The organism is Sphingomonas guangdongensis (assembly GCF_900199185.1).
Lineage (GTDB): Bacteria > Pseudomonadota > Alphaproteobacteria > Sphingomonadales > Sphingomonadaceae > Sphingomonas > Sphingomonas guangdongensis.
This window is the reverse complement of record NZ_OBMI01000001.1, coordinates 566,919-581,846: the sequence shown is the minus strand read 5'-3', so window position 1 is coordinate 581,846 and position 14,928 is coordinate 566,919. Positions and strand designations below refer to the sequence as shown.

Annotated in this window: 11 protein-coding genes; 3 read left to right on the top strand and 8 right to left on the bottom strand. The window is 65.0% G+C overall.

What is annotated here, in order from left to right:
- From CRO12_RS02700 to CRO12_RS02690, 3 genes are read right to left on the bottom strand one after another with little or no spacing between them, the layout of a single operon-like run.
- Window positions 1–399 carry a response regulator gene (locus tag CRO12_RS02700; protein WP_097062457.1) on the bottom strand — a complete coding sequence of 133 codons (399 nt, stop codon included), beginning with the start codon at window positions 397–399 and terminating at the stop codon, window positions 1–3.
- Window positions 396–2,900, bottom strand: coding sequence for an ATP-binding protein (locus CRO12_RS02695; protein WP_097062456.1), 2,505 nt, complete (start codon window positions 2,898–2,900; stop codon window positions 396–398). Before CRO12_RS02695 ends, CRO12_RS02700 begins: the two co-directional genes overlap by 4 nt.
- Window positions 2,897–3,544 carry a response regulator transcription factor gene (locus tag CRO12_RS02690; RefSeq protein ID WP_097062455.1) on the bottom strand — a complete coding sequence of 216 codons (648 nt, stop codon included), beginning with the start codon at window positions 3,542–3,544 and terminating at the stop codon, window positions 2,897–2,899. Before CRO12_RS02690 ends, CRO12_RS02695 begins: the two co-directional genes overlap by 4 nt.
- Window positions 3,545–3,669: 125 nt before the next feature.
- Between CRO12_RS02690 and CRO12_RS17625 the strand changes: the two genes are divergently transcribed.
- Both CRO12_RS17625 and CRO12_RS02685 read left to right on the top strand, forming a co-directional pair.
- Window positions 3,670–4,305: a hypothetical protein gene (locus tag CRO12_RS17625; protein ID WP_144033507.1), complete on the top strand. Its 636-nt coding sequence runs from the start codon at window positions 3,670–3,672 to the stop codon at window positions 4,303–4,305.
- A gap of 295 nt (window positions 4,306–4,600) precedes the next feature.
- Window positions 4,601–5,527: a LysR substrate-binding domain-containing protein gene (locus CRO12_RS02685; RefSeq protein ID WP_097062454.1), complete on the top strand. Its 927-nt coding sequence runs from the start codon at window positions 4,601–4,603 to the stop codon at window positions 5,525–5,527.
- A gap of 9 nt (window positions 5,528–5,536) precedes the next feature.
- Here the strand turns inward: CRO12_RS02685 and CRO12_RS02680 are convergent, their stop codons facing one another.
- Window positions 5,537–7,027 (bottom strand): alkaline phosphatase D family protein, encoded by a 1,491-nt coding sequence (locus CRO12_RS02680; RefSeq protein WP_218838847.1) that lies wholly within the window; start codon window positions 7,025–7,027, stop codon window positions 5,537–5,539.
- Between the two features lie 44 nt (window positions 7,028–7,071).
- Complete coding sequence (locus CRO12_RS02675; RefSeq protein WP_097062452.1) at window positions 7,072–9,351, bottom strand: TonB-dependent receptor plug domain-containing protein; 2,280 nt, start codon at window positions 9,349–9,351, stop codon at window positions 7,072–7,074.
- 496 nt (window positions 9,352–9,847) lie between these two features.
- Here CRO12_RS02675 and CRO12_RS18595 point away from each other — a divergent pair, with 496 nt between their 5' ends.
- Window positions 9,848–10,234: a hypothetical protein gene (locus CRO12_RS18595; RefSeq protein ID WP_483881771.1), complete on the top strand. Its 387-nt coding sequence runs from the start codon at window positions 9,848–9,850 to the stop codon at window positions 10,232–10,234.
- Between the two features lie 79 nt (window positions 10,235–10,313).
- On the opposite strand, the gene CRO12_RS02665 is transcribed toward CRO12_RS18595, so the two are convergent.
- The 3 genes from CRO12_RS02665 to CRO12_RS02655 all read right to left on the bottom strand — a co-directional run bounded on the left by CRO12_RS02665 (window position 10,314) and on the right by CRO12_RS02655 (window position 14,733).
- Complete coding sequence (locus tag CRO12_RS02665) at window positions 10,314–13,286, bottom strand: TonB-dependent receptor (protein WP_097062450.1); 2,973 nt, start codon at window positions 13,284–13,286, stop codon at window positions 10,314–10,316.
- A 92-nt stretch (window positions 13,287–13,378) separates the two neighbouring features.
- Window positions 13,379–14,047: a FecR family protein gene (locus CRO12_RS02660; RefSeq protein WP_281253383.1), complete on the bottom strand. Its 669-nt coding sequence runs from the start codon at window positions 14,045–14,047 to the stop codon at window positions 13,379–13,381.
- Window positions 14,048–14,220: 173 nt separating this feature from the next.
- Window positions 14,221–14,733: an RNA polymerase sigma factor gene (locus CRO12_RS02655; RefSeq protein ID WP_218838846.1), complete on the bottom strand. Its 513-nt coding sequence runs from the start codon at window positions 14,731–14,733 to the stop codon at window positions 14,221–14,223.
- Between the last annotated feature and the right edge of the window lie 195 nt (window positions 14,734–14,928).

Sequence of the window (14,928 nt, the reverse complement as noted above, 5' to 3'; positions counted from 1 at the left end):
TCAGACAGGTTTTGTTGGCGGATTGCCGGCGAGCAGCGCTCGCACGTCACGCGCGAGTTCCAGGGGATCGAACGGCTTCAGGATAACCCCGATCGCGCCCTGCTCGCGATAGAACTCCATGTCCATCGCACGCCCCTTGGCCGTCATGAAGATCACTGGAATGCCGGTATGCGCCGGGTTGGAGCGCATGGCATCGAGCACCTGCGGCCCGGACATCCCCGGCATCATAACGTCTAGGATGACGACATCGGGTCGGTACCCGCCCACCAGCAGATCCAGCCCCTCCTGACCGGATGCTGCGATCCGGACGTTGATCGACGGATCCAGCGACAGTGACATGCCGACGATGGTGCGGATGTCGGCGTCATCGTCGATGTAGATGATCTTCAGCAGGCTCATGCAGCCGGTTCCTCTTCCAGGCGCGGCCGGAGAATGCGCCTCAGCGTGGCCTTAAGGTCGGGTATCGATCCCCGTGCCTTTACCAGTACGGCGTCGACCTGAGCCGCTGTCTCCTCCGTCACGTCCTGCGCGGAGAAGATCACCGTCGGGATCGCCAGTCCGTCCTCGTCGACGAGGAAGGGGATCAAGTCTCTCCCATCCGCGCCTTCCAAATGCAGGTCGAGGATCACCGCGTCGGGTCTGACATCGTGGAGCAGGGCGCGGGCGGACGGAAGGTCAGTGGCCGTGACGATCTGAGCCTCCGGCTCGAGCGCCGCCGACACGATCTTCAGCAGGTCGCGGTCGTCGTCCAGGTGCAGGACGACGGGGCGTCTCGGGCGCGTTCGCGACAAGGCCGCGCGCAAGGCTTCAGCCAGCCGTTCCGTCTCGGCCGGCTTGTTGATCCAATCCACGACATCAAGCGGCGAAGGACCATCACCGTCCGGCAGTGTGTCGGTTGTCACGACCATGACCGATGTACCTGCCGCGGTCCGTGCCTCGCGTACCGTGCGGGCGAACGAAAGACCGCCCCTCGGCGGCAATTTGAAGTCGACGATCAGTGCGGCATAATGCCGGTGCGCAAGGCACGCCCGTGCATCTTCGGCGTTGGTCGCGACCTCGAACACGCAGCCTTCCTCGATAACCAGTGCGCAGAGACTCTCGGTCAGCACTTCATCGTTCGAGCAGACCAGGATGCAGGGCGCCGCTTGGTCGGCGGCCGCGATGTTGCCGGTGAGCGGTATGGTGAAGCGGAAGCAGGTGCCGCCGCCGGGGCGATCCTCAAACCAGATCCTTCCGTCGTGCCGAGTCACGATCTCCCGCGAAATCGCCAGACCCAGACCTGTTCCGACCGTCCCGTCGCTCTGCTCGGCCCGTTCGAACCGGCCGAAGATGCGGTCGCGGAACCCGGCAGGAACGCCCGGCCCACGGTCCGCGACGGTGACAACCGCGCAGTCGCGGTCGTCGTTTTCAACGAACAAGTCGACCTTCGATCCCGGCGGGGCAGCCCTGATCGCGTTGGACATCAGGTTCGTCATCACCTGAAGCAGTCGATCGGCATCGCCCATCACCATCACGGGCTGATCGGGGAGATGGCTCGCGACGCGGATCGCGCGGGTTCCGGCCAGTCCCTGGCTGCCGAGACCCGCCTGCTCGATCGTCAGGCGCAGATCGATTGGCTCGCGCAGCATGCGAAGGGTGCCCGTTTCGATCCGGTCGATATCGAGCATGTCGTTGATCAATCGGATCAGTCGACGCGAGTTGTTCTCGGCAATCTCCACCAGACGACCGGCACTGGTCGGCAGGGTGCCGGCGGAGCCTGAGCGAAGCAGCCCGAGCGCGCCGACGATCGACGTGAGCGGCGTGCGCAGCTCATGGCTGACCGTGGACATCAGGTCGTCCTTGACTCGCTCCACGCGCTTGCGCTCGGAAATGTCACGCAGTGACACGACGAGATGATCGCCGCTGGGCAGGCTCATCAGGCCCATGGCGACGTCTACCGCAACGTCATGACCGTCTCGGTGGATCACGCGCCGGTCGGGCAGGAACGATTGCGCGAGTTGCCCATCGTGTAGGCCGACGCGCTTGTGGAAGCTGCCCTCTCCGGGCGCGATGTCGAGAATGGTCGCGATGTCGCGTCGCTCTAGCTCATCGCTCGCATAGCCGAGCATGTGCGTCGCGGCGGCGTTCATGATCTCGACCGTGCCGCTGGGATTGAGGATCAGGATCGCGTCAACGGTGCTGTTCAGGATCGTCGCATTGCGCTCGGCCGACTCGAACGCAGCGACATTTGCGCGATAGCGCTGCGCCCGCACGCGCCACAGGAACACAAGAAAGGCGAGCAGCACCAGCGAGAGCAGGGCGAACAGCGTCCAGACGATCTCGATCACGCGTGCTCGCTGGGCCTCGAAGGCGGCGGTGCGGCTAACGGATCGCCGCTGCTCGTCAACAATCCTCTGCCCAATCTCGACGCGCAGCCGGTCCATCAACTCCTTGCCGATGCCGGCGGCCACGCGCGCCTGGGCTGCCGCCGCTCGGCCTCCTCGGGCAAGAGCGATCGTTTCGTCGAGTTCCTTGAACTTCGCAGTCACAAGCGCGCGAACTGTTGCGCGGTAGGTGGCGGGCACGTCGGCCAGGCTTTGACGGTCGAGCCTCCTCAGCAATGCCGCAACATCCCGTCGGGCCGGCTCGAACGGTTCCAAAAACGCCGGATCGCTCGTCAGCAGGTATCCGCGCTGTGCGGTTTCGGCATCCTTCAGCCGTGATAAGAGGCGCACTTGCTCAAGCCGACGTTCGTAAGATGCGGCTGCCTGGACCCTCAACGCCTCGGACCGCGATGCCTCTTGTCGAATGAAGAACAGCGCCGCGGCCAGCACGAGCGGCAGGAGGGCGGCGATGCCGAGATACCGCCGCAGCGACGGCGCGCTCTCCGACAGTTCGGCCCGTCGATCACGTTGCGTCATGCGCTCTCCTCGGAACTGCTGTTGAGCACGGATCGCATGGCGAGCAGCGCTTGCGCGCGGTTAGAAACACCCAGCTTCCGGAAGATGGCGGTGAGGTGCGCTTTGACGGTCGCCTCCGTCACGTCGAGATCGAATCCGATCTGCTTGTTGGAGCGACCGTCCGTCAGCGCCATCAGGACAGCGTGCTGGGCTGGCGACAGGTCGGATATTCGATTGCCGATTGCTGCAACCGTCGTGTTAACCCCCGCGCTGTCCGGAAAGATGACGCGTCCCGCATCAACCTCGCGCAGGTTCGCAGCAATCTCGTCAAGCGGTCGGCTCTTGAACAGGAAGGCGGCAGCGCCGAGCGCCCGGGCGGCTTCTATAACGGCGAGGTCCTCGCGCGCAGAGATGACGACGATCGGCGTCTGTGGCACGATGCTTTGCAACGTCAGGAAGCCGGTATACCCGCGCGCGTCGGGTACCAAGAAGTCGAGCAGGATCATGCGGCATGATCCCCAAAGCTTCAGCAAGCTAGCCGCTTCCGCAATCGTTCCGGCTGTTCCCACCGTGGCGCCAATGATTGCCGATCGAGCAGCAAGGGAGAGACCCTCGCGGGTCAGCGGATGATCATCCGTCACTAAGACGCGACTGCTCGATCGCATCCGCCCCCCTCTTTCAGCCATTATCGATATCAGTTTCTCACTATCCTCATTGCACAATAGATCGTCGCGCCGCAAACCCTGTTGGTGAGATTTCGAGCCTTTGTTGACAACCTAGGATAGTATTGTTGAAGCGCATCGTCGTCGTCGATGAGAACGCACCGTTCCGGATCAGCTTGTTGCTCGAGCAGGCTGGCTGGCAACCTCATCATTGTAGGTTATCTGACATACCGACCTTGCGGCTTATAGAGGTGCGACCGCCCTTATTGTTATGGCGCATACTTGATCGGACACAATTTGTAACCGATCGCTTAGTGGCGAAACTGCGCGCTGAAGCCACAAATATTGCGTGTTTACCCGTGCTGGCATTCGGCACTTGGCGGACCACACAGTTCGCCGCATCGGTAAATGGAGCTGATTCACACATCAGAACAGATGAGGAAGGTGCAACTATTATCGCGGCTATACTAAGCTACGAAGTAGCGGCGCCACCCGAGTTGGGTCGACTACAACGTCATTTCGGATCGGAGGCGATAGAGACCCTTGTGGAGGGGCTTAAGAGCACGTTGATCAGTGCGCTTCCGACCCTCGATGACGGAGACATGACCATGGCCCACCGGATCGCTGGTTCGGCAGGAATTATCGGCTTTGCTGAGTTGGGAAGGGCGTGGAGCGATTATGAGCATGGCCGATGTTCGCCGGTCACCGTCGCGCGACTTACCCGGCGAGCCATTGCGCAACTAACCCATGCGGCAGACACCTAAGCCAAGGCTTCTTGATCGCTTAAGCGAGTATCATGCATGCTCCGCGAGTTGATAGTACGAAGGTGTCAACCGCACCAGCAGACAGCCTGTGCGTGCCCCCGACTTCTTCATCCACCTGGACCTAGAGACCGGCCCTTCTCAGGGGACGGACGGAACGAAGCGCAAGCAATTTTCGGAAGAGCAGATCATCGGCTCCCGAAAGAGGCCGAGGCGGGCGTGGTGATGACGGAGCTGTAGGTTCATCTGTCCGCAGCGATGTCTCCGTTTTGAGACACTGTGTGGCTACGTTCGCGATATGCTGCGCAAGGTCCCACCGCTCGAGATGGTCGAGATGTTCGTCGTCGCGGCGCGGACGAGCAGCTTTCGGGCCGCCGCGCGGTCGATGGCGCTCAGTCCGTCCGCGGTGAGCCGGCGCATCGCCGGGCTCGAACAATCGCTTGGTATCGAACTGTTCAATCGCTGCGGCCAGTCGGTGACGCTGAACGCGGCCGGTCGGCGCTATCTCGATCTCATTGAGCCCGCGATCAGTGCCATCCGCAATGCCGGTCGGACGATCGCGGGGGAAGGCGTCGCGGCGCTGCGGATTGCCGCGTCGGATAGCCTGGCGTCCTGCTGGCTCGATCCGCGGATTGCCGCTGCACGCCTGCACTGCGGTGTAGATATCGAGATCATGGTGTCTCGCGATCCGGCGGCGCTGAAGGCCGGCGAGAGTGACTTGGCTATCTGGGGCGGACTGGGTGAGATCTCAGGCCTCGGATCGGACGTCCTGTTCGAGGTGGATGCGCTGCCGGTCGCGTCCCCCAACGCGATCGAGCGCCGACAGACGCCGATGCCGGAGGAGGCGCTTGCGCGATTGTCGTTGCTGGGCGTCGGTTCTCCGGCCGGGCTGTGGGAACGTTGGTTCGCGCTTGGCGGCTATCGCCCGCCTGCGCTGACGGTGCGCGAGCTGCCGAGCGTTCGCAAAGCCTATGAGACCGCCGCCACCGGCCTTGGCGCGACCCTGGCGGTTCCGCTGTTGTCAGAGCAGGCGTTGAGCGACAATCAGCTGGTTCCGATCGCCCGACGCCGCCGCATCGGCGAAGCGTACCGCCTCTACCGCGCCGACCGTCCGGCCACGACGCTGCAGCGCCGGTTCGTCGACTGGCTGCATGGCGAGCTTGACACGTCGATCCTGCACTTTGACCGATTTTCGGAAGCCTTCCCACCGACCTGCGCGCATTGACGGGGTGCCTCAGCGTTGGGGCTCGATCGGCATGCGGAACCGCTCCGACCCGTTGAGGTCGTGGATCGACATGGTCAGCACGCCCGTCACCGGATCGACTTCCCCCATTCCGAAGAACTGGTTGCCGCCGCGTGGGCTCGAGTCGATCGGTGCGGAGGGCATGCTGTCATAGACGAGCGCGGGGCCAAAGGTCGGGTCGAGCGGATTGCCGGCCGAGGTGCCGGTACCGGCGTTGATCGGCCCGGCGACGAATTCCCAGAACGGATCGAAATCGGCAAAGGCGGCGCGGCCCGGCTCGTAGCGGATCGCTGCGGCATAATGGACGTCGGCGCTCAGCCAAACCGTGTTGCGGATGCGGTGCCGCCGCATGAAGGAGAGAAGGCGCGCAAGTTCCGGCTCGCGTCCGCCGGGCGGCCCGGCCGCGCCGTCCGCCAGGCCCTCGATGCCCCCCTTCGCCACGTCGCGATTGAGATCGGGCACCGTCAGCGACAGCGGGATGTCCGACGCGATCACCTTCCATGTCGCGGTCGACCGCATCAATGCGCCTTCCAGCCACGAGATCTGCTCGCGCCCGAACATGTCACCGTCGCGCCGCGCCGGTCCGCCCGCGAGCAGGTTCGCGCCGCGGCGGCTGCGCGCGTCGAGCATGAACACTTCTATGAGCGGGCTCGGGCGAAAGTTGCGGTAGATGCCCGCCGCGCCGGGCATCGGGCGCAGCGGGTTGTATTCGAGGAGCGCCCGCCGTGCATTGGCCGCGAGCGTCGCCATCGGGGTCGCCCCCGCCAGCGGCTTGTCGGGCCACCAGTTGTTGCGCACCTCATGGTCGTCCCACTGTACCAGCATGGGCACTTCGGCGAGAAAGCGTCGCTTGTGCGCGTCCTGGAGGTTGTAGGCATAGGCACCGCGGAAATCCTCGAGCGTCTCCGCCACATGATCCTTGGCTGGCGTGACCAGGTTGCGCCACACGCCGCCACCCGCCAGCGCAACCTCCGGCTTCAGCGGACCGTCGGCATAAATCTGATCGCCCTGATGGATGAAGAAGTCGGGTTGCTTCTGGCGCATCGCCTCGTACAGCCGATAGCCGCCCAGGTCCGGATTGATGCCGAAGCCCTGACCGGCCTCGTCACCGGCAAAGGTGAAGCGTACCGAGCGCTCTGATTGATGCGTCATCCGCAATCGGCCGGGCGTCCAGTCGCTGACGCGCCGTGAATCGTCCGGATCGGCAAAGGCGACGCGGTAGAAGACTTCTCGCCCGGCCGGCAGTCCGGTCAGGTCGAGACGGGCGGTCAGCCCCGTCGCAGGCGTCGCGAGCGATCCCGTCCGGCGCTCGCGATTGCGGAACGAAGGGTCGGTCGACCATTCGACGACCATCCGCGCCCGCTGATCGGCAGCGCTCCACAGCATCGCACGATCGCCAAGCGGATCGCCGCTCATAACGCCCAGTGGCAGCCGTGGCCGAAGCCGATCGGGCGCGACGATCGCCGGCGCGCGCATCGGCATCGCCAACGCGCCCACACTCGCCGCTAGGAAAGAGCGCCGTCGCATCAGAAGATCACCGTCGCTCGCGCGAACACCTCGCGGCCGTTGGTACCGATCGCACCCGCCTCCGGATAGAGCAAGCTACCGCCCTGCGTCAGGCCGCGCTCGATCGTCTTATCAGGGAACGCGTCGGTCAAATTAAGCACGCCGATGCCAAATCGGAACTGCCGCGTCACCGTGAAGTCAGCGGTTAGATCGATCGTGGTGACCGCGCCGTAAGTCTGCGGCGTCAGGACCGAGATCGTCGTGAACTCGCCGAACTGAACAAGGTCGGCGTTCAGCCCGAACGCGCCTAGGTCCAGCCGCCCGGCCAGCGTCCACTTGTCCTTCGGCTGTGCGGTCGTCAGCAGGCCTATTGCCATCGGCCCCAACAGCGGCGCGGAGGGGACGACCGCGTTGGTGTTGAGGCGGTCGACATCGGTGTCGAACCGACCGTAGCCTGCCGTCAGCGCCAGGCTGCCGTCGGCAAGCCGATGTCGCCAATTGGCAGTAATTTCATACCCCTTGGTCGTCGTGTCCACCGCATTGGTGAAGAAGCGCGCCTGAGAGGCATTGGTGATGCCGGCGGCCCGCAGGATCGCGGTGACCGCGGCGCCGCTCAGCGTCTCGCTGAGCGCGATGCGGTCGTCGATCTCGATCCGGAACGCGTCGACCGTCAGGGTGAAGCCGCCGCCCGGCGTCAGGACGATACCGCCGCTCAGGTTGCGAGAGGTCTCCTGTCGCAACGGCTGCGATCCCAGCGCACGCGCGACGGGATCGGACACTGCGAAGGTGCCGATGTTGACGAGCACCCCGCCGCTCGACTGGCTGGTGACGGTGCTGAAGAACTGCTGCTGCAAGGAAGGCGCGCGAAAACCGGTCGACGCCGTGGCACGCAGCGCCAGCATGTCGAGGGGCTTGAGGAAGGCGGTGAGCTTGCCGGTGGTCGCGGCGCCGAAGTCGCTATACTCTTCGTGCCGAACCGCGCCGCCCAGCGTCAGCGCCTCGATCGGGCGGAGCTCCAGGTCGGCATAGACGCTCCAGGCATTGCGATCGACGTCGACCGGCGATGGGGGATTATAGCCTGGGAAGCCCTGCGCCCCTGCGCCGACGTAAGAGCCGGGCTCGCCCTGCCTGATCTTGAACCATTCCAGCCGATGCTCCGCGCCGATCGCCAGATTGCCGCCCGCCAGGAGTTTGAGCGGCCGGCTGATCCCCAGGCTGGCGACGTTCTGCGCATAGCGCGCACCGCCCGCCTCGAACGCGGTGGGGCTGGCGGCGCCGAGCGTGGTGTTGGCGGTGTCCTCGACCCGGAACCGCGTCTCGTTCAGGCCAACGGTGTCGCTGAGGTCCCAGCGCCAGCCCCGCCATTCGCCGCGAAGGCCAAGCGTGCCGTCGAAATCGTCCATCCGCAGCCGGATGTGCGGGACGAAGCCCGCGGGGAAGATCGCCGGGGCGGTGGTCGGGACGCGGAACTGCGCCGGGCTTCGCGACCGGCGCCGGTCATAGGTCGCGTCGCCATAGAGCTCGACCGATCCGATCGCCTGGCGAAGGCTGGCCGCCGCGTTCAGGTCGACCGAGTCGGGGTCGCCCTGCTCGCCCGTCAACCGGCCATAGCGGCTGTCGATCCCGGCGCGGTTGGTGGCGCCGCGTTCGCGCAGCTCGGCGGTGACGTTCAGGCTGCCGTCGTCGCCAAGCGCGAAGCCGTGATTAAGCGCCGCGGTCAGCGTGCGGCCGTCGCCCCGTTCGGTGATGCCGGACTGGACATCGGCAAAGCCCGATGCCGCCCCCGATTTGAGCACGATGTTGATGACGCCCGCGATCGCGTCGGAGCCATATTGCGCGGCGGCTCCATCGCGAAGGATCTCCACGCGCTCGATCGCCGACACCGGAATGGTGTTGAGGTCGTAGGGGACGGAGCCGCGGCCGACCACATTGTTGAAATTGACCACCGACGAGCTGTGCCGCCGCTTGCCGTTGACCAGCACGAGCACCTGATCGGGCGAAAGGCCGCGCAAGGTTGCCGCGCGCGTGTTCGCCGCCGATGGTGCGGTCGCCGACCGCGGAAAGTTGAAGGACGGCGCCAGGAACTGCAGCGTGCGACTGAGATCGCTCAGCCCACGTGCCGCCAGCTCGTCCGCCGACAGGATGTCGACCGGCGACGCGGTCTCGCTGCCCAGCCGACCCGGCGCGCGCGATCCGACGACCACGATCTCCGACGTATCAACGGGTACGTCCTGCCCCCAAGCCGGCGTGCCCAGCGCCACGCCCAGCGCAACGATACTTGATTTCCCGAGCTGCTTCATGATCGATCACCCCCTGCTTTTCGCGGGGCGCTTAGAGGCGATCGAGCCGTGCCGTTATCGCTGATTGCGTGACAGCTGTTGCCGACGATGCAACAGTCTTACGTTGCGCACCATTCTCGCCCCATCGTTCACGAAACGGATGTAAGTCGCCAAGCGCACCCACCGTTGCAAGAACGACGCGTGGCGAGGTCATGGGAGATACCGGTGGGGGCGCTGCCTCACCAATTGTAAGAACTCGGCTGTTTCCCGCCGCGAGTGTCTTCGCGGCGAATCGCATGCAGCGATTAGGCGAAGCGACCGTGTTGCTGGGCTTGGGCCTCGTGCTGTTCGGTCTCAACATCATCGGCACGGCCGCCGAGCCGCTGCAGGACCAGCCTAAAATCGCCGCCGGGTTGCTGTGAAAGCAATCGTTGAATGGCTGGAACGACTTTAAGCGCCGCTCCTCGGCGCAGCGGCGGGTGCGCTGGCGACGGTCACAATCCAGTCCTCGTCGGCGATGATGGGCATCGTCATCGTTCTGGCCGGCGGTGGGCTGATCAAGCTCCCAGCCGGCATCGCGACCATGCTGGGTGGTGATCGAATAGCTCGCCTCCACCTTGCGCTGCGCGGCGTTGCCCAGGCGGCCGGTGACGACGATCTCGTCCAGATGCGCGCCGGTGTCGGCGTTCTGATCATACGCGAGCGAGTCCTGCTTCTCCGCCGTCACCGCTTCGGCGGTAGTGACCTGCGCAGCGGCGGTGCCGGCGCTGGAGACAAGCAGGATCGATGCCGCGGTCGCCCGCAGCCACAGGTCGAAGGACATGATTATTCCCCTTTGGATCGGCAACGCGATCCTGATGGTCGGTCGCTCTCAGCTTCGGTTGCTTTCGCGTCGGTTCGTTAAGCTAGGAACACGATGCGACGTCGCTACCGTGACGCGCGCTCTGCCAGCTTCTGCCGGCTGTGGAGTGCGCACCGGAGCGTCAGAAGCTGGCAGTCACCCCTAACGTATAGATGCGGCCGCTGGTCGTGTAGACCAGCGTCCGATCAGCCTCCCGATCAGCGAACTGCTCAATCGCCTCGTTGGTGATGTTGATGCCTTCGGCCACCAGCCGCACCGTGGGGGTTAGATTGTAGCGGATCTGGAAATCGACGTTGTTGGTCGGGCGGATGCCGTCGCCCACGTTCGCGTTGGAGCCTGCGCCAAGGAGGTAGCGGCTGCGGAACGCCGTCGATACGCGCGCGCCGAACCGTTCAGTTTCGAAGTAGAGCGTGCCGTTCGCTGCCCACTTAGACAGATTGAACAGCGGAATGCGCTGCGACACTCCGTTGTAGACCGCATTCTGATCACCGTCGATGTAGGTCCCGTTCGCGACAACGCCGAACCGGTCGAACGGCGCGGGCAGGAACGTGAAATCGTGCTGGAACGCCGCTTCCACGCCGCGGATCTTCGCTCCTTCGCCGTTGATCGGTCGGGTGTAGTTGTACGGTGTGGTGCCGTCCTGCCCCGGTAGCAGCAATGACACGGGGAAGCCGGTCGCGCTGTACGGGACCTGCGACGTCTCCGACGTAATGAAACTGTCCAGATCCTTCCAGAACACGCCGAGCGAGGCGAAGCCACGGCGGTCCATATACCATTCGAGCACGCCCTCGACGGAGGTGGAGCGAAATGGCTGGAGGAACGGATTGCCGACAGAGACCGTGCCCCCGAACGGCGCCACAGTCAGCGTGCCCGCTGCGGCCAGCTGCGGCAGCCCGGGCCGGTTGACGTTGCGGCTGGCTGAGGCGCGCGCGACGAGCTGGGGCGTGATGTCCAGCGCGAGATTGACGGCCGGCAGCCAGCCGTCGTTCTCCGTCTCCACCACCACCGGTTCGAGCCGGGTCACGCCGTTCGTGGCGGTCGCAAGCGAGCCGCCCGATCGAAGGCTGGTGTTGTAATAACGCACACCCGCGTTGCCGCGCAGCCGCATGCTGCCGAGGTCGGTGTCGAGATCGATTTGCGCGAAGCCCGCCCACGTCCGTTCGCGGATGTTGTAGTCGCTTCCGGCCGTCAGATTTGCGGCCGTCAGGTTGCGGTTGTTGCCGAGCAGCGCGTAGATCGGACCCACGTCGCCGCCGATGTAGGGCAGCAGGCTGTCCCGGTTGATGACGTACTTCAGGCTGTCCGGCACCGCTCGGTCGGTCGTCGCCGCGGTGCCATAGAAGGTATTCGTGAGATACTGATAGCCTGCGTTGGTGAAGCGCTTGTACTCGCCGCCGGCCTCCAGCTTCAGGGCCGGAGAGATGTCCAGCACCGTGCCGACCTGCGCATTACGGTATTCCGACGTGATGGTGTTTTCCTGCGCCACCAGCCGCTGCACATTCCAATTCGCAGGGTTGGTCAGGTCGAAGCCGTAGGTATTCTGCGGAATCGTCGGACGCATGTCGAAGCTGAAGGCAGTGTTGCGTGCCTGCAGGAACACCTTGTCGAACACCGGCTGCGCGAAGTCGGACTTCTGGTAGCCGGCGAGTGCGGTGAGGAGCAGCCGGTCGCTCGCCTGCCAGCTGACATTGGCAACCGCCTGGTAGAAGTTCGTCTCGTTTTCGACATAATGGTGCTCAGTGCGCTGATCGATGCCAGTGTAGCTCGCGGCGACAAGGGAATTGCCCTCGATTACCGCAGACCGGATCACCTGCGTGCCCGACACGTTGCCGGTCAGCGCGTTGTAGCCCCCTGAGGCAATGGCCCAGTCATCGCGGTTGTCCGACAACTGACCATAGAGCAGATCGACGTCCAGCTTGAAGCGGTCTCCCGGATGGTACTGCAGCGCTGCGGTCGCGCCGATCCGCTCCCGATCGGTGTACCATGTCGATGGCGACTGCGCTTGCGGTGCGAAGATCGTGCCGCCACGCAGCAGCGCACGGGTGTTCGCGTCGATCTCCGGCCCGATATTGTTGGCGCCGTAAGTGACGCGACCCCAGTTCCAGTTGCGATAGCCGTATTCGTTGTTACGGATCTTGGAGTAGGCGATGGAGACCAGCGCGCCCACGTCACCTTGCCGCTGAGAGAACAGCGCGACGAGGCGCGGGGTAAGACCCTCCGTCTGGTCGTTGTGCTGCCCCTTGGCCGAGAGCACGACCTGTGGCCCGTCATAGTCGAACGGCTTGGCAGTGGCGAGCTGAACGGTGCCCGCGATCCCGCCCTCCTCCTGGTTTGCCGCAAAGCTCTTCTGCACAGTGACCCGGTTGAACAGTTCGGAGGCAAACAGGCTGAAGTCGAACCCGCGCGTGCGGCTGACGTTGCCGCGATTGTCCATGCCCGACGCCGTATTGCCGAGCACCTCCATGCCGTTCAGCTGCGTCCGGGTGAAATCGGGGCCGAGCCCGCGCAGCGCGATCTGCCGACCCTCGCCCGTGTCACGCGTGATCGCCACGCCGGGTACGCGCTGCAGCGCCTCCGCGAGGTTGAGGTCGGGAAAAGCTGCGATGTCGGACGCGACGATGCTGTCCTGCGTACCCACCGCACGACGCTTCAGTTCCTGTGCGGCGGTCAGTGCGGAGCGGTAGCCGACGACGACGACGTCCGGTCCGTCGGTCTGCGGCTCAGTCGTTGCGACCGATACCGGCGTCTCGATCGGTGCGGCGACGGTGTGGCGCGCTCGCCGCGGCGTGGCATCCTTTTGTCCGGCGCGCAGTACCAGCACACCGTTGCTGGTGACCGCGTGGAGGCCCGTGCCGCGGAGCAAGCGTGTGAGCGCGTCGTGCGCGGTGAGGCGCCCACTTACTCCAGCCGTCCGGCGACCCTGCACCAGCGCTGGCGCGGCGATGACCTGCATGCCGGTCACGCTGGAATAGGTCGACAACGCCGAGGAGAGCTCGCCGGCCGGGATGGAGAACGCAGCCGCGCGCTGCTGTCCGCTGGCCGGCGCGCCGACCACCACCAGCGCCGCTGCCGACGCACAAAGATACCACTTCATTGCCGCTGTCCCCCATCGCTGTCCCGGCGCTCTCTGGCGCTCACGGGGAAGACGACGGTCGCGGACAGATCCGGACAGTCTTTTTTGCCAGATCAGGCGTTCGGTCGCAGGACCAGCTTGCCGTTGCGCTCCACGACCGTGAAGCCGAATCCATCGCCCATCGCACGCAGGATCTGCGCCGGGCGATCGATCCGGAAGCGACCGGACACGCGAACGGCGGACAGCGCTTCCGGCGGTGCGGCGATCGATACGCCGGCTTGTCGGTTCAGCACCTCGACCACTTCGTCCAGTCGCATGCCGTTCGTGTCAATCCATCCGCCCCACCAGGTGGGAAGCGTCGTGTCGAAACGTTCAGGGTCGGCAACGGCGCCATCGTGAAGGCTGCTGCGATAGCCGGCGCGCACCAGAACAGAGCGCGTCTGCCCCGCCACGGAACCGAAGCGGACGGCGCCGCGGTACACGGCGAGCTTCAGCCTGTGCCCCGTGAGATCCAGGTCGAACGCCGTTCCCAGCACCCGGATCTCGCCGGAGCCGGCACCGACGATGAACGGCCGTACGGAATCATGGCGGATGTCAAAGCTGGCCTGCCCCGCCAACAGTTCGGCCGTCCGGCGACCGGCGCCATAATCGATCCGAACTCGGGTCGCGCCGTCCAGCTTCACCGTTGACCCGTCGACCAGCGTCAGCATGCCACGCTGGCCGGGTCGTGTCGCCACCTCACGCGTGTAGGGCGCCGCCGTCGTCGCTGGCTGATGAAGCATCACCGCGCAGGCGAGCACACCCGCTATGCCGGTGCCGACCAGTCCGGTTGCGACCCCGCGCCGTTGCCGCCGCAACGCGCGCACCTGATCGTTCGTCAGCCGACCGCAACGCTCCGACGCCGTCTGCAACGCTTCCGTCAGGGCGGCTCCATCCACGACGCCGGCGCTGGTGCTCACGCGCCGTGCTCGATACTGAAGCCACGGCGAGCCAGCGCCGTGCGCAAGTCCTTAAACGCTCGCACCACATGTTTCTCGACGGCGGCCAAGCTCATGTCGAGGCCAAGCGCGATATCGGCAGTGCTGAGCCCGTCAAGTCGCCGACGCAGGAACACCTCACGTCGGAGCGGCGGCATTCGCTCCAGAGCAGTCGCCATGATCGCGACGGCGCGGCGGTAGGCAACGATCACATCCACTTGAGGGTTCGGGCAAACCAGCTCGTCGCTCAGCGGCACGGCAACGCGCCGCGCGGAGCGGGCGTGATCGACCAACAGGTTGCGCGCGATCGCGAAGCATAGCGCCTTGGCGTTATTGACCGGCGCCTTGTAGCTGAACAGCCGTACGAAGGTTTCCTGCACCAGGTCCTCGCCGTCGGCATGATTGGCAACCCTCTGACGCATGAAGCGGCGTAGAGCGTCGGTCAGTGCGCTGCCGCAGACCTCCGGCAAGTGCTCCGCCGCTTCGCTCACCACCCCGACTCCATCGAAAAATCCCCGGGCGCAGCTAAGCGGCCAACGTGAAATCCACATGACAGTGGATGGCGCAGATCAACTCGCTCGCGAGGCTACTCGGAGGTTCAGAAATTCGGTCCGATGTCCGATGCCGCTATGGCACCAATCCGGTCTAACGAATGTCCGCGCCTAGCAGGATTCCGCCCCGAAGCG